Source organism: Aureisphaera galaxeae, from assembly GCF_028561275.1.
Classification (GTDB): Bacteria; Bacteroidota; Bacteroidia; order Flavobacteriales; family Flavobacteriaceae; genus Aureisphaera; species Aureisphaera galaxeae.
In genome coordinates this window covers 313,078-335,220 of sequence record NZ_JAQQTF010000019.1, presented here as the reverse complement: position 1 = coordinate 335,220, position 22,143 = coordinate 313,078, and the positions used below count along the sequence as shown (strand labels likewise).

At 40.5% G+C, this 22,143-nt stretch carries 16 protein-coding genes; 6 read left to right on the top strand and 10 right to left on the bottom strand.

Translation table 11 applies throughout. The features are described 5' to 3' along the window. Positions 1–12 precede the first annotated feature (12 nt). The 3 genes from POV27_RS20090 to POV27_RS20080 form a co-directional block, all read right to left on the bottom strand. On the bottom strand, positions 13–912 hold the full coding sequence (locus POV27_RS20090) for a hypothetical protein (RefSeq protein WP_272864589.1): 900 nt from the start codon (positions 910–912) through the stop codon (positions 13–15). A 170-nt stretch (positions 913–1,082) separates the two neighbouring features. Continuing rightward, the gene (locus POV27_RS20085) at positions 1,083–5,813 is read right to left on the bottom strand and encodes a DUF6443 domain-containing protein (protein WP_272864588.1); all 4,731 of its coding nucleotides are present in this window, start codon (positions 5,811–5,813) and stop codon (positions 1,083–1,085) included. A 7-nt stretch (positions 5,814–5,820) separates the two neighbouring features. Beyond that, positions 5,821–9,477, bottom strand: a complete 3,657-nt coding sequence (locus POV27_RS20080) for an RHS repeat domain-containing protein (protein WP_272864587.1) — start codon at positions 9,475–9,477, stop codon at positions 5,821–5,823. Positions 9,478–9,683: 206 nt separating this feature from the next. Between POV27_RS20080 and POV27_RS20075 the strand changes: the two genes are divergently transcribed. Further along, a complete protein-coding gene (locus POV27_RS20075) occupies positions 9,684–11,453 on the top strand; it encodes a helix-turn-helix domain-containing protein (RefSeq protein ID WP_272864586.1) in 1,770 nt (589 codons plus the stop codon). A 13-nt stretch (positions 11,454–11,466) separates the two neighbouring features. On the opposite strand, the gene POV27_RS20070 is transcribed toward POV27_RS20075, so the two are convergent. Genes POV27_RS20070 through POV27_RS20055 form a run of 4 tightly spaced genes read right to left on the bottom strand, consistent with a single transcriptional unit; the run spans position 11,467 to position 16,670 of the window. Further along, on the bottom strand, positions 11,467–12,420 hold the full coding sequence (locus tag POV27_RS20070) for an AAA family ATPase (RefSeq protein ID WP_272864585.1): 954 nt from the start codon (positions 12,418–12,420) through the stop codon (positions 11,467–11,469). Positions 12,421–12,433: 13 nt separating this feature from the next. Beyond that, positions 12,434–13,840 carry a peptidylprolyl isomerase gene (locus tag POV27_RS20065; RefSeq protein ID WP_272864584.1) on the bottom strand — a complete coding sequence of 469 codons (1,407 nt, stop codon included), beginning with the start codon at positions 13,838–13,840 and terminating at the stop codon, positions 12,434–12,436. 19 nt (positions 13,841–13,859) lie between these two features. Then, the gene (locus tag POV27_RS20060) at positions 13,860–14,717 is read right to left on the bottom strand and encodes a peptidyl-prolyl cis-trans isomerase (protein ID WP_272864583.1); all 858 of its coding nucleotides are present in this window, start codon (positions 14,715–14,717) and stop codon (positions 13,860–13,862) included. Next, positions 14,718–16,670, bottom strand: a complete 1,953-nt coding sequence (locus POV27_RS20055) for a peptidylprolyl isomerase (protein WP_272864582.1) — start codon at positions 16,668–16,670, stop codon at positions 14,718–14,720. Between the two features lie 156 nt (positions 16,671–16,826). On the opposite strand from POV27_RS20055, the gene POV27_RS20050 reads away from it, so the two are divergent. The 3 genes from POV27_RS20050 (at position 16,827) to POV27_RS20040 (ending at position 18,200) form a co-directional block, all read left to right on the top strand. Further along, positions 16,827–17,285 carry an SRPBCC family protein gene (locus tag POV27_RS20050; RefSeq protein ID WP_272864581.1) on the top strand — a complete coding sequence of 153 codons (459 nt, stop codon included), beginning with the start codon at positions 16,827–16,829 and terminating at the stop codon, positions 17,283–17,285. Continuing rightward, positions 17,285–17,521, top strand: a complete 237-nt coding sequence (locus tag POV27_RS20045; protein ID WP_272864580.1) for a hypothetical protein — start codon at positions 17,285–17,287, stop codon at positions 17,519–17,521. Before POV27_RS20050 ends, POV27_RS20045 begins: the two co-directional genes overlap by 1 nt. 166 nt (positions 17,522–17,687) lie before the next feature. Continuing rightward, positions 17,688–18,200 carry an OmpH/Skp family outer membrane protein gene (locus POV27_RS20040; RefSeq protein ID WP_272864579.1) on the top strand — a complete coding sequence of 171 codons (513 nt, stop codon included), beginning with the start codon at positions 17,688–17,690 and terminating at the stop codon, positions 18,198–18,200. A gap of 62 nt (positions 18,201–18,262) precedes the next feature. Here the strand turns inward: POV27_RS20040 and guaB are convergent, their stop codons facing one another. Continuing rightward, the gene (gene guaB / locus POV27_RS20035; RefSeq protein ID WP_272864578.1) at positions 18,263–19,735 is read right to left on the bottom strand and encodes an IMP dehydrogenase; all 1,473 of its coding nucleotides are present in this window, start codon (positions 19,733–19,735) and stop codon (positions 18,263–18,265) included. Positions 19,736–20,042: 307 nt separating this feature from the next. Here guaB and POV27_RS20030 point away from each other — a divergent pair, with 307 nt between their 5' ends. Further along, on the top strand, positions 20,043–20,288 hold the full coding sequence (locus POV27_RS20030; protein WP_272864577.1) for a hypothetical protein: 246 nt from the start codon (positions 20,043–20,045) through the stop codon (positions 20,286–20,288). Between the two features lie 229 nt (positions 20,289–20,517). Then, complete coding sequence (locus POV27_RS20025) at positions 20,518–21,021, top strand: ferritin (protein WP_336375854.1); 504 nt, start codon at positions 20,518–20,520, stop codon at positions 21,019–21,021. 44 nt (positions 21,022–21,065) lie between these two features. On the opposite strand, the gene POV27_RS20020 is transcribed toward POV27_RS20025, so the two are convergent. Continuing rightward, entirely contained in the window at positions 21,066–21,554 is a 489-nt protein-coding gene (locus tag POV27_RS20020) for a hypothetical protein (protein ID WP_272864576.1), read from the bottom strand. Continuing rightward, on the bottom strand, positions 21,555–22,082 hold the full coding sequence (locus tag POV27_RS20015) for an FMN-binding protein (RefSeq protein WP_272864575.1): 528 nt from the start codon (positions 22,080–22,082) through the stop codon (positions 21,555–21,557). Positions 22,083–22,143: the final 61 nt, after the last annotated feature.

Sequence of the window (22,143 nt, the reverse complement as noted above, 5' to 3'; positions counted from 1 at the left end):
GACATAAGGTTTTCATTCTTTATTCAATGTGAATATTGTTTTTTTATGGGTAGTTAACGCTCCAGTTCCTTCAACACTCATAATTCCGTCATAGTTTAACCAACGGCCGTTGTCCACTGAAAATTCTGCCATTGCTTGATATGAAAATTTCATCATAGTTTCTAACTTTTTATCATCACCTCCCAAAACATAGGCCGCATTAAAATCACCCTTAACATACTCTTCAATATTATATTCAAGTACGGCTATTTTTTCCCCATTCACCTTTTTGAGTTCTATCAATGTGACTTCATTTATTTTATGAGAAGTATGGCAATCGAAATTTTGATCATTTGCAATTAAGTTGATATCGATAGACCATTTGTCCCCCACCTTTACCCGCCGGTCGGGCAGTTCGAAAAAGAGTGCTATTACATTTTTTTGCTTGCTTTTAACCCAAAAACTATGGATTGGACCTTCCTCGTAAACCGAACCCCGAAGCATAGCACCTTGATCCATTAACTGCCTCAATTTCAAAATCTCTCCCAAGTCACTGTTGGTAGTATCGTATTGAATTTCTTTTCGATCTACTTTTGGTTTGTGGATCATTATAACATCTATAATACCATTTCCCTTGTTTGAAAGAGTGGTAACATATTCGGAATTATTGAATTCTTTACCTAGTTTTTCCAAAAACTCTCTTTTCTCCTCCAGTTTGTCGTTAGTGATATCCATGAGGGATTTGAATAGTCCCCCAAAGTCCATTTCAACCGCTGAAGTATCAATATCCCTCATTAGGGTAGAATAGTTAAGTTTTTCATTTTTATCGATTTTCCATTTTAAATCTACTCTTCGGTTTTTTTGCCCGAATGTAACTATGGTTACTAGTAGGCATAGGGTTGTTAAAAGCCGGCGTGACAAGTTTATTATCATTTGTATGTACTTCTTTTATTTTTTTATGTTTTTTAACTCTAATTAATCTCCTTTTTCAGCTTTAAGGAAAGGAAACCAAAATTGGTTTCCTTTCTTAATCCCATTACTTACTCTTGCTGTTAGCGATTGTACGTAACCACTAGTCACAGACCTGTCTACAGACAGGCAGGCTAGCGGTAGTCAGGTATTTGACGTGCGTTTGGAATTCGCACATCAGTTTGATGGTCAGTTCCATCTCTTTGAATATTCCCATGTCCCATAACCCTAATAATTAAATTTTCCATTTGAATACCATCTATATGCTGATTTGCAATACCCCTTCCTAGAGCGAGTGACCTACCATGACCAAATAATTCATGCCCAGTTGATAATTCTCTCCCTCCTGGACTTGCCGCTCGCGCATTTGTTTGAGTGTTAAAATAGTCAGAAGGACTACTTCCTCCTTCAACAACAAGAGAATATGTACCATTATTAGTTTCTTTTGTTACTGAACCTCCTTGACTATTCACTGCTTTAACTGGCACACCTCCTGTTTTTTCTGTTTGTGTTTGAATATTTATACTCATAGCGGTGATATCATCCTTAAATACATTAAGAGCGCCACTAGAAAGATTGTCTCCTGCCTTAGCAAATTCTATTTTATGTTTATCTCCAGAGTTAATGGTATTCACAACCGTATCAACAAGCGCCTGCTCAGACTCGGAAAGTTGTACTCCATCTAAAGCTCCCGCCAAATCACTAGCATCAATTTTAGCCAACTTTCTGGATTTTCCGATTCCAAGAAATCCTTTATCTCTTTTGACAAGTTTCCTAAAGTCATCAAATTTTGAATCAGCAAAAATTTTATGTACATCTTCAACGACCTTATCAGAATCTTCACCACTTGCCCCAATAATTCTTCTCCCATCAGGATCTATGAAATATGTAGGAGAGTTAAATGCATAGCTAAAGGGTGAGTATGCATCGTATTTTGAGGCGAGAGGATCAATATTCATCCAACGCCCCAATGCTGCTTCATAATTCCTAGCCCCATAATCGTACCAATCCAACCCAAGTTCTTCATTTAACTCTTTTCCATTGTACTTGTAGTTCTGGGCTGGATTTGTTGACGTTATTACATTATTATAACCCTTGTGTTCCAGCCCAAAAGGATAATAATTATTCTCTTCTACAATTTCGGTAGTGGGGTCAATAACTCCATTGCCATCGCTATCGGTATAGGACAAACGGATGTTGCCTAAATGGTCTTTGTACTGGTAGACATAAGACATCTCGACTGCGCTCGATGTGACGATGGGCTCTATATAGCCTTCGGGATGGTTAAAGAACTTAAGCGATTCCCCGGTTCCATTTTGTTCGTAGATAAAATTACCTGCGTACTTGGTGGTCACCGTGTTACTGCCCTCGGTAACAGACTTGGCTTGTTTAATCCCTGTAGCGTCATAAGCATAGCGGATATCTCCTTGCCCATCTACAGTTATTCGTGTAGGTAGGTTGAGATGATTGTACATAATAGAACTGATATCTTTATTTTTATCCTCTATCATATTACCATTAGCATCGTAGCTATAGTCCGCACCTACTTTGTTTCCGTCTATAAAACCATCATCCGCAGGTAAACTGGTCTGGCTATCCAGGACCTCCATTAACTTATTCCCATCATCATAGGTATAAAAGAGTCTATCTATAAATTCAACAGGGCTGGAAGGGCCTCCATAGTGACCCCTTCGATCCAATCGCAAGAGATTTCCATTCTTATCATAATCGATACTACTCACCCGGAATTCCTGAGGCGTAAAGGCATAAGTCCCGAATAGATGTACAATAAATTTGGCACCCTTTATTCTATTTAATGCATCGTAATCGTATCCATACCCGCGCATATCATTGGAGGTATTGTTGGTTCGCCATAACGTCTCACTAATGTTTCCATTATATAAGGGTGTGGACCCTTGTGTTACAGGGTTGCTGTAATTTAATCGAAACCCGAAAAGATCGGATCCTAAGTTTTCGGCGTCATTTATCTCTGTGAGCCAGCCTCGGATATTATAATCATAGCCCACATCTTGCAATGCATTATCTAGATCTACCAACACCAAATCCTTTATGATACCGCCATCATAGTACATAGCTACATCAGCAATTAATGGAGCATTACTGGTTGGCACATCCGAAATATAGATCACCTCATCATTCTTTAGATAATAAACAACTTGCCCTCTACGCTCTATAGCAAAATGATCATTGGCAACATAGGTAGTTACCAGTCCTTTATTCACTCCATTTTCATAGATGGTCACATTTCCAGCCGTATTGTGATACATGGCATAATTAAGATCTGTATACCATACCCCTAAATCTTCGTAGGAAAGGCTTACCATCATATATTTGTTATCCTGAGGTAAGGTATAGGATACATAACCATCTCCAGAAATAGTTTCTTGGGTTGAGAATCCAGCATCCCATGTATAGGTTCCCGTTGTTTTCTGAACGGTATTCCCATTTATGGTGACCCCAACCGTATTTACATAAGTACTCAATCCGGGTTGTGCACCTCCCACTCGTTTTTGAGAGAGTTGTCCTAACACATCATACTCATTTTTGGCAATCAATTCACTGGGATGGTCGTCTATTTGTTGCTCCTGTCGCAATAAACGTCCTGCCTGATCGTAAGCAAACGCATCCCTTGTTGTTATTGTAGTTCCATCTTTTTCATGGGTGCTTTCGGTTCGCAAGGCCTTGCCGACAAAATCTAAGGCAGTTTTTGCAATATCCTTAGTACCGAGGTAATCATTTTTAGTACCCGCGTAAATGGGACGTGCTTTTTCATCGTAATAAGAAACTGAGGTAATCCATTGATTGGTTCCAAGAACGCGCACTCGACTTCCTGTTGGAAGCGACCTAGTATTCCCGGTGATCTCATAACTTTGCCCATTTAAAACAAACACTCCGGGGTGTGGGATTTGGCTATTTATATCCTGCGAATAATCGTCATAATAATTAACCGTATATACCTCCGAATTAAATCGAGGATAGGCATCGTTGGTATGATGCAAATTCATATCACCAATCGTTACCGATGCGGCATAGGATTTTGCTTCATTTAAAGTAGTTTCCGCATCCAATATACCCTGTAGTTCCATGCGATATTCATCGGCACCTTTCTCTACTTTATAGTAATAATGCTTCCCGGTATATACGATGCGATTCAAAGAATCATATTTTGTAAATAACCAATGATATGTTTCACTAAGATTCGCATCCTGTGTTAGTACCGGGCGATTCAATTTGTCATACACAATATATTCCCAACCTTTTCCTGGGATTTTTTTTCCAATTAAACGATTACGGGAATCATATCGGTATTGATAGCACAATTCATCCAATACGGCTTGCTGTACCTCATTATTTACATCCAGAACTCCATCCGAACCTTTTGGGGACAGAACGTAGGTAAGATTTCCAAAATCGTCGTACACATATTGGGTATCGTGAACCAACCCCTCATTGTATGTGCGCTTTAAGATCACCTGCCCTTGTTTGTTCTTAAACTCTTCGGTGGTATGATCATTTTCATGAATTTGACCCGGTTGCCAGTTTTCATCCTTGGTTACGCTTTTGTAAAGTTGTTGCTCTGCATAAAAGCCATTTGCCACTAATTGAGGTTCTTCTGTATTCCCACTGGGGAAAGCCACTTTAAAATATCGCACTTCGTTGGTCGTGTTGGTCTCATAACCGAACTTAATGGTATGGTCACTGTCTGAAGCGAAATTGACACTCCAATCTTTTCCCGGGGCACCCTGTTCTAGTATTCTTTGTAAAGGAGAAGCTTCTATAGCTCTATCGGCATAAGGATTAGGGGCAGTAGCATTCAAATCCGTTTCATAGGCATTTGTATAGTAATTGTTTAATTCTGGGAGCAAAACATCGGTTCGGGTAAACTTTCCGTTTACTGCCTTCGCATAAGGTAAATATTCCTTGGTTTGACGCCCATAAGAATCGTACACCACAGGTGTAACTATGTCTTTGGTCTTGGTATAGCTTGTTGTTTCCTGCAATGATATGATTTCTGCAAGGGTATAAGCATCATTGTCTAAAACCTGCAATAGTGGGTTCCAAAAATATTGACGTACGTTCACATCAGTACTGTAATACAGATAGTTTCTGAACCTCGAAACCGTGGTAGATGCATCCCATTTATATTCGACACCGTCTAGCACCTTAGTTCCCTGTTGATCGTATATTCCACTCACTCCCGTATCGGCTCCCACATAATCATAGGGATGAATTACCCCTACCATAAGATACCATGTATCCGCTTGAGGGAGATAGTTAGCAAAGAAATATGGGTTTGGATTGGGAGTGCCATCCAAATTATTGACATTCTTGGTTCCATGGTACACACGTCCATTCTGAACATCCCCTGAACGTTTCACCCAAACGGTATAGCGATACGCTTGCGTGTTGTCCACACCTTGGAAGACTGTATTCCATCCTCCATCGGCATCGCTTGCAGAATCATTACCGCATTCCCATAAAAGATCGTTCGTATTGAAGGGAGTTGTACCCATTAGGATATTATTTTCCGAATCCTGTCCAATCCTTTGATAGAAGGGTGTAGTAAAACTCCCTAATTCCCAATCATTCACCAATGCATTCGCTTGAGAGGCACTTCCTTCATTACCACTAACTCGAAGAACAATATTTTGCTCAGGCCTCCCTAAGCCATCGAAATAATTAATGTTCTCCATTTTATGATATTCGATAAGGGCTTCAATGTCGGCCTCATTCTGCACAGGAACTTGAAAGCTAGTATTCTTTATGTAGTTCTTATCTTGGCTTTGCGCCCATCCCATAACAGACACAAGCACTATTGCTAAACTAATTACTATTTTTTTCATGTCTGTTTTAGTTTTGAATTGCATAATTGTATTCGTTCTTACTTAAAATATTCCCATTTTTATCCTTTACATATTTGAGACGAAGTTGTTCGTCATATTCGTAATAGACTTTATTGCACCTCGCATCGATTATATAAGTCATGAGATTGGTCACAGGATCATAGAAATATTCGGTCACCAAAGAATTTGGAAATGCCTGTGACATGAGTTGGCAATAATCTGGAAGGTTGGGTGAACTTGGCAAGGAAATCGTAGGCGGGACGTAATTCTCAATCTTTCTGATTACCTGATTATAGGCATTGTATTCATAACGGGTAATGCTTCCGTTGACTAATTTTACTTCCGTAAGATTTCCCAGACCGTCATAATTTTCAAAAACAACACGTTCCTCCAAAGAATCATTCCCTTTGGCACTGTATACGGAAGAGGGTAATAATTTTCCGTTGAAATCGTCATATACGGTTTTGCTTTTGGACAGGGTTGTAAATACTCCCGATTCCTCCGCAAAAGACGTTGACAAAATTGGGGTAGCCACTCGATGCATTCCTTCCAATGCTTGATAATTTATGAGTTCGTTCCCACTTCCAATGGAAGCGGCCTCGTCTACATATTTTAATTCGGTTCCCACCGTTCTTCCATCTGTACTAGTCGTCATAATAGTTTTGGTGGGTTGCCCTGGATAACTACTGCTGTATTCGTTGTTAGTATTGATTGTTATCTTTCTAAAAGTAGATTCGTCTAAAACAGCAAGCGGGTCATAATTATTTAGTAGGGCCCAATAGTCCAGATCTTCACTATTAATAATACCGTCATTATCATGATCATCTCCTTCCCAACCTTGATAGGCATAGGGGTTTTGATGATGGGAAATATCTCCTGTCCAAGTGACGGGGAAAGGATCGATGTAGTCGATATCGGTTGATGATGATAGTGCAATTTCCTTAGAACGGATTTCATACCTTCCCAATCCTACGTTCTCATATGGAAACAAAGGCCCTGGTCCAAAATCATTAAAAATGGAACCTACGAAGGATTGTTGGTAGGAAAGTGTGCGAGCCAGATAGGTCTGTTTACTTTCTTTGATTTTGAATAAAGTGTCGTTTTCCTTCTTTAAAACGATCTCTTTTATCTGCTTTCCATGCAATAGGTTGAGCCAGCCCGCCCCTCTATGTGATTGGGTGGTGCCAACATACGCTATCGTATGGATCTTCGGGGGATGTACCTCCATGACCACGTTACTTATATCTTTGATGAAGCGCTTTTCCAACCCTCCATTTTCAAAGTGATCCCCTCCATAACTAATAGTCACTACTTCAAAGTTATTGATGACCTGCTCGTTGTAATTTGTTGGATGAATGCCCAGTGTATATCCCGGGTGGGAGTCTATGGAGCCAGTGAACGGTGTTCGAATCCAAATAAATTCTCCGTCCGAACCAATCTCTGGATCGCATAATATTGGGGTCTCATCCCAAGAACTACATTTCTTCAAAAGATTTACCTTTTTATAGAAAATGGGTTTCTTATACACATCAACATACTCGATGGGATTCTTGAGGACATTTTGAACCCCGGTATAGTAATAACGCTTAATGTTTGTGGGAGCGGAACTACCATCACTAGTAAAATCTGAAGTGCGTTTTACCCGGAGCCCTTCTCCATCTACCAATTGGTAGCCCGTTCTATAATCTAAGTAGACAATGCCTTTCATAGGAGGTCCACCAGAGTTATTCGGCAACGACAACTCAATGATATACTCTTTGTTCTTATCGAAAAAGTGGGAAATGGTACGTTGCTCAAAAAAGACAGGGTCAAAGTCGGTTTCAATAGTCATCGCTATGGACTGTTCCAATTCAATGGTATTGTCCAGAACATTACGAACCCTAATTACTGCCCAATCTTGATTGTACACTTGAGAGATGGACTCTATCTCAACATGTATATCGATATACTGAGATTCGAAGAGACTATAGTTTTCCTGAATGGGATTTCCGTTTTCGTCTACTCCATTCGCTCCTCCCAAACTGCCTATATAGATACCGTTGCTCAAAATGTTATTATGAGTTGTTCCGTTCCCGACCGGATAATCGTTTCTATATACTTTTCGGTCAACATGTCTCAGTGTCGTCTCTTTGGCCTGTTCCCCTTCATATTCGAAAAGTGTATGCCCTCCCGTAGGGTAGTATATTTTTGCAAGTGCTCCTTTCTGCTTAAAGTTCAAGTCCGTAGATCTATCTGCTGTGGCGATGATTCCGGAGCCTGCCAAAACGTGCTGGGGCCCACCGTATCCGGGTGGAAGGTCGCTCAGATCGGGGAGTAATCCATCGGGGTTGCTTTTACCATTGTAATATCCCAAGGCATCTTGCGAAGTGGAAAATCGAGCTGGTAAGTCAAGGGGATCGTTGTACTCAAATGCATAGGCAAGATCTTGATCACTGGAAGTATTGCTCTTTCTAAAAGCTACTCGCTCTAGGAAGAAACGCTGCGCTTCATTGTTTTCATAATCGGTTAGGTATTCCAATTCGACCCTTGTTACCAAACTCCCTGCTTGTTTAATTTCTATATTGTTAAGCACTCTTTCAAAATTAAACCCACTGTCTCCTGGCGTACTGGAATTAAATATAATTTCCTGACTATTGCTGTTAGTATAGATTCGCTTTAGGAACTTCCCATTCATTACTTTGTTTAGAATAATGGAGGAAGTATGTTGAGTGTCTTCCCCTTCTACGGGTTCGCATAGAAATTTGGGCATTCCACACCCATCATAAAACCCTACTCCATAGGCGTATCTTTTAATTTCCTTGCTCTGAGATGTGGCGATCCTATAGGATAAGACATTATCGTATTCCAGAATAATGCTTCCATGAATGGGATGTACTATCTGGGTAAGGTAAAAGGATGTTACTGCTTGAGGAGTCACTACGGAATGATAATCTTGCTCCATGGAGGTCTCCTCTGTCATAGCACCTCCAAAATGATACACTACCCCATCGGTGGTGGTAATTTTAAACTTCTTGTGTTGGACCAAATTATTCTGATTGTCGGAAAGTGGACCATCTATCTCGATCTTAAGATCGGATTCTACGTTAATCAATGTAGGGGTAAAATTGGGGATGGCATCATTACTTGGGTCATCATCGAATTGATTGCTATTGTAATCGCTTAGATAAAAACTCCCCGAATATCCACCAAAAGAGAAAGTGAAAATATCAGGTTGGGTATCCCATTGGTTTCCGGTCGAGTTGAAAAACTGATTAAATTCCACAGCATCGTCATCTGCATTTACCAATCCCAGAGCTTCAATATCATCCTTAAAAACCCGTTGTGATGACAGTTCATCGGGCTTGTGGTATACGGTTCTTGTTATGACGCCTCCTGCATTAAGGACCCAATTTACACCGGTCCATGTATTATTGTCGTCCAACTTCACTCCATTTCCCGTATAGTTAAGGGATATCGGCATTTCCAATTGACCCGCTTGAAAGTTGTGGATTGGGATGGAAGAGCTTACTCTTCCTGTAGATTCATTAATAGTCTGATTGCCATATTTTGTTATGGCATGGGCTTCGGGCGATGGCGGTGTAAAATCCGGCAGATCGTTGGGTTGCTCCTGGCCATGCACAAGTGTGCTTATAAAAACCAGAGCACAATAAAAGGTTTGTCTCATTTTGAAAAAATGTGATTTAAGAATTAATACTATGGAGGGAATTTTTTTGAGAAACCAAAGGAAATGCATCTCCGTCGCCGCAACAACAAAGACTACCCTATTTTTATAAAAATGGGGTGTTGGCAAAATAAAAAGGACATACTTTTCAATTACTATCTATTACGATTATCTTTGACCTTAACAAGCCTTAACCCCCATTTTTGCTTATGCTCGCGAAAGTTATTTTCCTTTTCACCCTATTTCTTTTATTATACAGCACTCATTCAGACGCACAACAAGCCTATACTCCTAATACCACCAAAAAATTTGAAGCACTTACAGGAAAAAGCCTTTATCAACTTATCATTAATTATAGCCATAGATATCCCCAAGACTCGATTGCCATAAATAAGGAATTGGAAAACTTATTAGAAGAGATTAAAGACAAAGAAGATATCTCAATGCAGGCAGATTGGTTTTATATGAAGACATGGATTCCCATTATGACTATCGATTTGTCCCTTTACGAAGACCATATAGAGCAGTACAGAAAATTTGTAACCCAACACGCCAAAGTCTACCCCTACCGTTCCAGACTAAAAATGTTGGAAGCCTACCATGGTTTTGTGGCCGGCACATGGCCTCAGTCTTTGTCTGCTTTCGAGGAAAGCTATCTTCTGGCAAAGCAAGAACAAGACAAATTGGTCGAAATAATTAGTGAAACTCTTATCGCCTATATCAGTACTTTCTCAGAAAAGAAGGAAGAGGGAATTAAAAAGCTGAAAAGCATCCTATATCGATTGGACAATACAATAGATTACGCCTCAGAAATTGAGAAGGATATTCCCTTGCTACAAACACGAATAATAGACTACATATGTCGTATCTATATGCTCAGAACTTATGAGGCAGATTCAGAAGTAGAGTTCGATGGGGTTTCAGAAATAGATTCAATAGTTAAATTCAGCAGACGTTTCGGTAAAATGATGCAATACATAGACGAACCTCTTTTGTTTCCACGAATTTATTGCACTGAAGCCTTTACAGCAGTATTGCTCAAAGACTATGAAAAAGCCCAAAAGCACATTGACAGTGCAAAATTCTACAGTAAGGGAATGGAGTACCCATTTATTTATTACAGAGTACAGGCAGATATATTCTATGGTCAAAAAAAATACCAAGACGGAATTGTTATAATGGAAGATTACATTGAACTCGTTAGTAAGGTAACAGAAGATTCCTGGCTGGCAGATGAAATAAAGTTTCTGGCAAAATCGCACAAAATGGTTGGGGATCATGAGAAATCCAATTATTATTATGAATGGTTCGTAAGATCCAACGGCAATTTGGATAAAATAATGGATTCGGTCTCTCGAAGCATCCGAGAAAAGGAGATCGCTGATTTTAAGAAGGAACTGGACGCGTTGCAAAGTGAAAATGACAGTAAGAGCAATCTACTTAGGAATACTTCCCGGATTGGAATCCCATTGTTAATCTTGTTATTGTTGGCTCTCTTACGGTCTCAGATATTGAAAAAGAAAAAGGAAAGACAATTCGAAGCATTAATGGATAGAATGGAACGGCCTTCAAAACCAGAAGAAACGCTAATTTCTACTTCAACCAAAGTCTCTTCGGTTAAGGAAGAAACCAAAAATGCCATTCTGGAAGCACTCACGGGGCTTGAAACTCAACACTTCTTTTTGGATACAGATTGTAGCGCGTACAATACCGCTAAAAAAATCAATACAAATACATCCTACCTATCTAAGGTTATTAATGAACATTATCAGAAAAACTTTAATGGGTATATCAATGATTTACGAATAGATTATGCCATTGCAAAACTCAAAGAAGACAAACGGTTTAGATCATATAGTATTCAAGGTATTGCAGAAGAATTGGGATATAAAAGTGCCGATTCTTTTACAAAATACTTTAGAAAACGTACAGGATTATTACCTTCTTACTACATCAAGAAGTTGAACGAACAAGAATAATAGTATTCGTTTCTTAATATAAACTGGTAATAATCTCCTCAATGGAAAGCCCTTCGGCTTCAGCCTTGTAGTTTTTAATAAGACGGTGACGTAGAATACCAATAGCCACTTTCTGTACGTCTGCAATGTCTGGAGAGAATTTTCCATGTAAAGCAGCATGTGCCTTGGCTCCGAGAATAAGGTTCTGGGATGCCCTTGGTCCTGCTCCCCAATCCACATAGTTCTTTACCGTATCGGTAGCCGCCTGACTTTTAGGCCTTGTTTTTCCTACTAAGGTAACCGCATACTCAATTACATTATCAGCCACAGGGATTTTACGAATCAGTTTTTGGAAACCGATGATCTCCTCCGCTGTAAACAATGCATTTACGGTCGCCATTTCTCCCATGGTGGTGGTTTTTACCACTTCTACCTCTTCCGAAAAAGATGGGTAGTCCAAATTAATGGCGAACATGAAACGGTCCAACTGAGCTTCTGGCAATGGATAGGTTCCTTCTTGCTCAATAGGGTTTTGTGTAGCCAATACGAAGTATGGAAGATCCAATTTATAATGATGTCCCGCTACGGTTACCGCACGCTCCTGCATCGCTTCCAAAAGTGCCGCCTGCGTTTTGGGAGGGGTACGGTTAATCTCATCTGCCAAGATGATATTGGCAAAAATAGGTCCCTTAATGAATTTGAATTCGCGATTATGATCCAAGATCTCCGATCCCAAAATGTCACTGGGCATTAAATCTGGGGTAAACTGAATTCTTTTGAATTTCAACCCCAATGCCTGTGCTACCGTGTTTACCAACAATGTCTTTGCCAGTCCGGGTACCCCAATAAGTAGGGCGTGTCCTCCGGAAAAGATGGAGAGCAATACCTGCTCTACCACTTCGTCCTGACCGACGATTACTTTTTTAATTTCTGAACGTAAGGCATTGTACTTGGAGACCAATTGCTCCACGGCGGCTACATCTGACATAGATTTGGGTGGCTTAGTTAGTATTTTTCAACCAATTGCTTTGGAAAGCACATTCGGTATAGTCACGATTTACATTCACGTAGGTGTCCATGATCTTTTTGTTCTGCCATTTCTCGATCACACGAATCTGCTTTTCTTTCAAAGCCAAATCCTTAATCTTTTCATAGTCCCTACTAAAATCGGAAGGATGTTCTTCGTATTTCTTGGTCACCGTAAGCACCTTGAAAGAACTCTTCCCTGTTCTATCTCTTTCGGTAAACACCTTGGACACTTCCCCTTCCTTCAAATTATATACCTGCGCACTTAAGGTAGGATCCATTTTGGTAAGATCGAAACGGGTATCGAAGGTAAGTGGATTCACCAGTTGACCTCCATTGTTACGGGTTTCCTTTTCATCGGAAAACTCACGGGCCGCTTCTGCAAATTCCAATTCGCCAGAAGCAAGCTTCGCGCGGATTTCCTCAATCTCCTTCTGGGCATCATCTATCGATTCCTGAGAGACTTCTGGGAACAACAGAATGTGACGTACATCTACTTCCTGTCCGCGGATTTCATCTACCATAAGAATGTGGTATCCGAATTCCGTTTCGAAAGGTTCGCTCACCTCCCCTTTCAATAGGGAAAAAGCGACATCCTTAAATTCCTTGGCAAAGGGTGCATTTTTCTTGATTCCCTTGATCAATCCTCCCTTAGAAGCTGATCCTGGATCTTTGGAATATAACACAGCTCGGGTGGAGAAACTCATTCCGTTTTCAACTACATCGCGACGATATACGTTCAATTTATCGATCACCTCCTGTATGGCTTCTTCTGTAACTTCGGGCTCGATTACAATCTGGGCCACTTCTACCTCTGCACTAAAAATAGGGCGCTCGTCTTCTGGAATGGAGAAAAAGAACTGACGTACCTCTTCTGGAGTTACCTCAACATCTTCCACCACTTTACGCTGCATTTCGGCAGCAAGCATTAAGGTTTTATTGGTTGCAAACAATTCCTTACGCAACTCTTCGATACTTTCTTTTTTATAGAAGGCAGCTACTTTCTCTTCATCACCACCAAATTCACCAATGATATAGTTAAGCTGCTGCTCGATTCGCTGTGTAATTTCGATATCACTTACAAACAAACTATCCTGCTTGGCATGGTGCGCATATAGCTTGTCCTCCATTAATTTACCCAATAACTGGCAGCGGCTTACATCTTCAATAGAAATTCCTTGCTCTCTTAGCTCAAGGTAACTTTTGTCAATGTCACTATCCAACACCACATATTCTCCTACTACGGCAGAAACCCCTTCTGCCTTATACCGCTTAAACGGTTTTACCGTATCCTTGGTCACCGCTACGGGAACTGCATCCTGTATCACTTTGGTACTATCTATAACTACTTCCTGAGCACTAACCGTTATAAAGGCCAGCATACACAGTAGGGTAAACCAACTAGTAATATGGGTAGATCTCGAATTTTTTGTCCTTAATTGCATCTTTAGTAATATCCTTTTCTAAATTCTTTATGAGTTCTAGTTTTCTCTTATTTAAAATGATCTGATTTATTGTAGGCGCAACGAATGAAAGTGGGGCTATATCGTTGCGGTACAGCACATCTTCTATTTTCACCAAATATACTCCTAATGAGTCTTGCAACTGCGCAAAATTTGATTTTTTTAACAATTCGCTTTCCGATTCCATCACGATGGGCAATTCCTTAAAGACAGCTTCCTTTTTCACCCAAATGGAATCATTGAAATTATAGGCTTTGAACTGTATGCTCAATTCGTTCAAGGAAGCAATATCTTCGGCCTCAAATTGCTGTAGTTTTTCAGTAACATCGGCAAGATCGCCAAAATTTTCGGCCACGTGAATATAACGAAGCTGTACGAGCTCATCGTTCAAACGGAAATTCTCCTTATTGGCTTCGTAATACGCTTCCTGTTCCCTATCGGAAATGACACTGTCCAATTGCTGGGAAACAATATTGCTTTTATAGGCTTCGGTAAACAAGTCGCTTCTATACTGCTCTATGAGTCGATCGTACTCCGCCAATTCATCATCGGAGAGGTTGATCTTCGCCTGATCCATAAGCAATTGTTGGGTAGCCCAACGATTGATGTAGCTGGAAACCAAAAGCGCACTGTCTTCGGACGAAGTGCTTTCTGAAATGAGATCCTCAATATCCTCTTCATAGAGGTAAGAATCGTTCACTCTAGCAATAGGGGTCCTAGGGTCCTCCTGCTTAAAGTAATCACAGGCGGTCACTACAAAAATGAGCACTACATAAAAGACTGCCTGTCTATGCATTTACGAATCTAATTCCTTTTTAAGCTTCTTCAAGGTTTTCTTGTTCAATTCTACCTTGTACTTGTTACGAAGGGACTCCATCCATTCGCTCTCTACACTGGTCTGATAGTCGCTTATTACCTTTCCTTTTACTTCATCGAAGGCTTTGGGACCTGCAGGCACCATTCCTTTTACTTTCACAACGGTAAAGGAGTCATTTTGCTCATAGATATCTGAAATACCAGGATTGGCAACAAATCCTTTCGGTAATTTAGAATCTCCCAATTCGAACTTACCATCGGTTACAATTACCGTCACCTTATCATCTTCCTTTAGGGCTTCGCGAATCTCATCTCCACTTTTTCCTTTCTCCAACATCTCCTTCATTTTTTTGGCTTTTGAAGCATCATGGGTAGTAAAAATCTCGGTGTCTACCCTTTCCTTCCATTGGTATTGGGCAACGTTTTTATCGAAATACGCTTTCTGTCCCAACGAATCATCCTTGGCCTTGTCCCAAACGTTCTTAGACATTACCTCAAAAATGAGCAATCCGTCACGGTATTCACTTATAATAGATGCGTATTCCTCATTGGTTTCCTCTAACTTCTTTCTGAAAACCTCTTTCAATCTTTTGGTTTCAAACTCATCGAAATAGGCATTTATAAGTGTCGATTTCTGGGTATATGGTCGAGCCAAACGCTGACGCTCTCCCACGTACTTGGCAAAATCATCATAGGATACTTGCGTACCTCCCATAGAGAACAACACCTTGTTGTCTGCCTCAGGTACTGCTTTGTATTCCCACTTACGATCCAATACCTCATCACCAAGAAAAGTCTCGAAGAAGGAAAGATCTCCGTCCATCGTATAATTAAGCTTTTCCTTCAGTTTATTCTTAACAGCATTGGTTACCATTTTTGCACGATCCCCATTCTTCACTTTCATCTCGATCTCTTCTCGGGCTTCTTCGAAGGTCTTATCGGTCCCTTTCTTATTCAATTTAATAAGGTGCCAACCGAATCTGGTTTTAATAGGTTTGGAAACATCTCCACTATTTACCAAGTCGTAAGCTGCATTCTCAAAATTAGGGGCTCTTAGCTCTCCTTTACCGAAAGGTCGCATTTTACCTCCATTGATTCCCGTAGCTTGGTCATCGGAGTATTGTTTGGCCAATTCCTCGAAAGACTGCCCTTGTTCGATAAGGGAATAGATATCATTAATTCTCTCCTTGGCATTGTTCGAATTGTCTTTTCTAAAAGATAGCATGATGTGCGACACTTCAATTTGGGGTAGACGCTTTCTGCGATCGTGTACCTTAATGATATGATAGCCGTACTGCGTGCGCACTATGTCGGAAACCTGCCCTACGGGTGTGTTGTAGGCCATACTTTCGAAAGGATATACAGTTGCAAATGCCGAAAGGTATCCCAGCTTTCCTTTGCTCTTTTCCCTTCCTGGTTCTTCTCCTTTCAACTCAGCCAATTTGTTGATATCCTCTCCCAATAAGGCTTCTGCTCTAATCGCTTTTATTTTGTTGTAAGCAATCAAGGTATCCTGTGGGGTGGCGTCAAAATTGCACATGATAAGAACGTGCGAGGCATCTATTTCTTCCTGACTGCGTTCGTAAGCCTCACGGATAAGCTCTTCGGTTACCTGATCTTCGTATATGTAATTACGGGAAAGCTGCTCCTCGTATTTGGAAAAGTCCCTTTTGTATGAGGGTTTTTCATTCAACTTCTGTTCGAATGCTTCTGCTACCTTCAATTTGTAATCCACGAACAAGTCCAAGTACCCCTCTACGGTACGTTGTTTTTCGTCCTGAACCAAATCCAGATTTTTCGTGTAGACCCTTTTAAATTCCTGGCCAGTAACGGGTTTATCGTTAATGGTCATAAGCACATCATTCTTCTTTTGCGCTATACCCGAAGAAATTGATAAGAATAGAGCAACAATAAGTAAAAGTAGTTTATTCATTTTGTAGCGATTTTTTTAATTGAAGCCACGCAAAAATATAAAAAAGCTAGGGTTGTACAAGTACCTTAACAGAACGTTATCAAACCCATATATGGTATTCTTTTCGTCATAAAATTTGTGTACCTTGTATTTTTGAACCAAATAAGCGTTTTCGTTATGAAATATACCACCGAAATTATCATAGATCTCCCCCGTGAAGAAGTGATCCAAAAGCTGGACAACCCAGACAATATGAGGCATTGGCAGCGTGGCTTGGTAAATTACAAACTTCTCGATGGTACTCCTGGCAAAGAAGGTGCCAAAATGGAATTGGAATACAAAATGGGGAAACGGCAAATGGTATTGACCGAAACCATTACAAAAAATAATTTTCCTTCAGAATTCCACGCCAATTATGACACCAAAGGAGTTCACAACATACAGCAGAACTTCTTTCACGAAACGCCAGAAGGAAAAACGCGATGGGTGAGCGAAAGTGAATTTCAATTTGCGGGATTTGGTATGAAACTAATGGGATTCCTCATGCCCGGCGCTTTCAAAAAACAATCGCTAAAATACCTGACCGATTTTAAAAACTTCGCCGAAAAAGGCACTTCGGTAACCGAAGAATCCTAATGGAACGCATAAAAATGATCTGGGAGTTTCGCGGCCCCAATGCCCACCCCACAGCCGAACATCATGTCATTCACCTAAGAGAATTTATAGCTGCCGAAGGTTTGGAAAACACCCTGTGTGATACCGAAAAGGTATCGGATATGTTCTCACGGGCGTATCTTGTAGTGGAGCGCAAACACATGGAAGACTTAAGGCAACGACTTAAACCTCACCGAGGACAGCTTTACAATGAGTGAATGAGTTAATGATTGAATGAAGTAATGATTTAATGGATTAATGGGTGAATGAGAGTGTGATGCAATCGTGGAATGGAATTTGAAGTCACGTTAACAACTTGATAAAAGATTTCTAAAACCGCGATTTTTATAGTATCATTGCGGCGAATTTAAACAACTATATCCTATGAAGTTAGTGAGAATTATTTTTTTGCTGGTATGCGTTAGTAGTTTCGCACAGGCCCAAACCAAAGTGGGAACGATCGATGTTGATTTTGTATTGAGCAAAATGCCCGAAATAAATAACGTACAGAAGCAAGTAGAAGATTACGGAAAAGGATTGGAAGCCGATCTTCAGAAAAAGATGAATGCCTACCAAGAGGAAATCAAGAAATATACAGCAGATGAAGCTACGTTGACTATCAATCAGCGCAAGGCTAGACAGGATTCCATTATTGGGATGGAAAATGATATCACCAAGTTTCAACAGAACGGAAATCAGCTGATCGTGCTAAAACGCGAAGAGTATATGCAACCCTTATACACCAAATTGGGAGCTGCTCTGGAAAAGGTAGCCCAAGCCGAAGGCTATACCCAAGTACTACTTCGAAACAATGATGTGGTGTATGTAGATAATCGTTTCGACCTAACCATCGCCGTATTAAAGGAAATGGGTATCGAGGTAAAAGAAGGAGAATAATCAACTCTTATATAAACGAAAAAAGCGCTCAAATTGAGCGCTTTTTTTATGTCTTGTCTTTATTACCTGGAATAATTAGGAGCTTCCTTGGTAATGGTAACATCATGCGGATGACTCTCATGAATACCGGAAGCGGTAATCTTCACAAATCTTCCCGTTTCCTTAAGGGTTTCGATATCCTTGCTTCCACAGTATCCCATTCCGGCCCGTAATCCGCCGATGAACTGTGTCATACTTTCATGCAATTCCCCTTTGTAAGGCACACGACCTACGATTCCCTCAGGCACCAATTTCTTGATATCGTCTTCCACATCTTGGAAATAGCGATCCTTGGACCCTTGTTTCATAGCCTCTACAGATCCCATTCCGCGGTAACTTTTAAACTTACGTCCTTCGTATATAATGGTTTCTCCTGGCGACTCCTTTGTTCCGGCCAATAGAGACCCTAACATTACGCTATCCGCTCCTGCAGCGATCGCTTTGGGAATGTCCCCTGTGTAACGGATTCCACCGTCTGCAATTACTGGAACACCACTTCCTTTAATGGCCGCCGCTACTTCTAGGACGGCAGAGAATTGTGGAAATCCAACCCCTGCAACCACACGGGTCGTACAGATAGATCCAGGACCGATTCCCACCTTAACGGCATCGGCACCCGCTTCTACTAAATATTTGGCAGCTTCGGCAGTTGCAATGTTACCCACAACCACGTCTAACTTTGGGAATTTCTTTTTTACTTCTTTCAATACACTTACCACTCCTTGGGTATGTCCGTGTGCCGTATCTATAATTACAGCATCTACTTGTGCATTCACCAAGGCTTCCGCTCGCTCAACGGCATCTCCGGTTACTCCTAAGGCAGCCGCTACACGTAATCTTCCGAATTTATCTTTATTCGCAATGGGTTTTAGAGTGAGTTTGGTAATATCCCTAAAGGTGATCAATCCCAAAAGGGTTCCATCTTCTTCTACTACTGGTAGTTTCTCAATCTTGTTTTCCTGAAGAATGGTTTCGGCATCTTTCAACGAAGTACCTTTTCCAGTAGTCACCAAATTCTCGGAAGTCATTACTTCGCTCAATTCACGTTCGTAGTTTTTTTCGAAACGTAGATCACGGTTGGTAACAATTCCGATTAATTTTTTTTCACCATTTATGATCGGGATTCCCCCAATCTTATACTCACGCATAGTGTTCTGGGCATCCCCTACGGTAGCATCTTTCGTTAGGGTAACCGGGTCTAGGATCATACCACTTTCTGCACGCTTCACTTTTCTTACTTCCATGGCTTGTTGGGCAATGGTCATATTCTTGTGCAATACGCCAATTCCCCCTTCTCGTGCAATAGCAATGGCCATGGCACTTTCGGTCACCGTATCCATAGCAGCGGAAACGATAGGAACGTTCAACGAAATGTTACGCGTAAATTGGGTTTTAATAGAAACTTCCCTAGGTAAAACTTCAGAATAGGCAGGCACTAAAAGTACATCGTCGTAAGTAAGGCCTTCTCCTAGAATTTTGTTGTTGTGTGCAGTCATTGCAATTAAATTTAAGTTCCGAAGTTCCGGAAGTGGTTACTATTTAATTGCGTGCAAATATACAACTAATTCGCGACACTTTTACAGCCTCTATCCCACATTCGGAAAAATTGGAAATTAAGAGGTTTCATAACATCCAAAACAGCATTATTGAACTCGATTCTCATAAGCAAAAGACTTCCCGAAACCCTTTATTTTTAAGCAATCTAAATTCAAATTCCTCAGAAACAGTTATTTAAATTGTTTCTACACAGTTAGGTCATTACTTTTAGGTTATATAATTGTTATGAACTAAAATATTTGAGATATGGCTATACGACTCGCACACAACTGTATCAACTGTGATAACTTAATGGACGGAAATCTTTGTGCAAAACACAAAGTGATCGTTAACACACATTATACCTGTGACAGCTTCGAAATGAAGGCAGCTTTAAAGGACGAGCGGAATTGCGTTACCTGCTCCCGATACGAAAACACAGACTGCGCCAACCCAGACAAAGCTGCACCCGGCATGCTTTGTGCCTCTTGGGCACCGCAAGCGCAAGCATAGAATAGATAACATTTAATGGAATCATAAAAAACCCGTCTTTCTGACGGGTTTTTGTTTTGCCGAAAGTATTGGACCGGTCCTTGGCCAGAAAGAAATCGAAACGGAAAGAAGCCTTACTTCCATCTTATATCATTTTTCGATCACTCCATAATGCAAAAGAATCATCGGGTAACAGATTCTGACATAATGATTGGTATCTTTACTACATAATTCAACAAACCTGTTTATCATGCACTCATCTATAGAAAATCTTTTAAACGATCAGATAAAATACGAAGCCCAAGCTTCCATGCAGTATTTGGCCATGGCTTCCTGGGCAGATGCTAACGGATTTAGTGGCGTAGCGAATTTCTTTTACGACCAATCCGACGAAGAACGCTTACATATGATCAAATTAATAAAGTTCGTTAATGAACGAGGAGGAACTGTCATAATTCCCTCATTGGAGCAACCCAAGGACAGTTTTGCTTCTTTGTTGGACCTATTTGAAAAATTCTTGGGCAGTGAAATCTTCGTTACCGAACAAATCAACAAGATCATTTTTGAGTGCTTGGACAAAAAGGATTACAATGTGCATAATTTTATGCAATGGTACGTAACCGAACAATTAGAGGAAGAAGCCACCGCCCGTACCCTCCTGGACAAACTGAACATCATTGGTGATGACAAATCCGGCTACTATCTTTTTGATAGGGATATTGAAACTTTCGCAGCAGAGGAAGAAAACAAATAGGGCTAGGATTAATCTGGCCTAAGAACGGCCTGTAACAACGGTAATTATTTTTTCTTGAATAACTGGATCAATACCAGTAGGGCTCCTATGACATATACCAGCGTCATAAGGCTTCCGGAAATCATGACTACCCACTTCATCCAAAGCCAACCTTTCCACAGCAAATAGATCCCACCAAAAGTGAGAATAATGGAGAAAAAGGGCTCTATCATTAAAAAAGCCTTCCATTTCTTAGGAATCGAAGTAAGTGAAACCAAACCTCCCAATAAAAAGAAAATGAAGGATATGGAAAGAATATGGGTGTGCAAAATGGTGAGCATTTCGCGCTCCCCTTTTTTGAACTTCATGACAGTGACCTCTTCTACCTCTTCATTCCCGAGGTAATTCTCCTCAATACCGCTAGGGTTATCGCTATCGGTCTGGCGGACAAATTGAAGCCCTGTAAAATAACCCACACTTAATACAATGACGAAGGCCGCAATAAATCGCTTTACATAGATGGGAAGTGTATGGATCCGTCCGTGGAGTTCCATTTATAGAGCGTTAAGTTCTTGAAGGGTCCCCAAGCTCTTTAAAAGATCATTCATTGCCTTGGTCATGGAACGCACGGAAATGGTCGCGCCACTAATAGGGATGATATCTTTTTCGTACTTCAATTCTGAATGCCCTGCAGGTTTCCCATTAAACTGTTTTAGCCAGCGTTTACTCCCTATTTCACCTCCGTATTCCTCGCGATATATCAATACCTTACTTTTCGCAACGATAAAATCCTTGTCGAAAAGCACTAGGTAATCGTAAGTAGCTGTCTTGCTGGGAGCATTACCTATGTAACCATACCCCAAAAAGTTTCCTTCACTTTCTATAACGAAGAAATTATCTGTACCGAAATGGGAAGGTGTGTCTTGGTTTGCTTCCTCGGATATTACAATGGGTTTCTTGGTAAAATCATCTGTTTCGTAGAACTTGGCGATGACTTTATCTGCTTTTTTAGCAATCTTCTTAGGGACTGAAAAAGCCATAAAACAGAGCGAAAAAACGGTAAGAACTAAGATTCTTTTCATCGGTTTACAAAGGTATTATTTATTCATTTCAGAAAAAAAGAAATACGCCAAAACCTCCTAC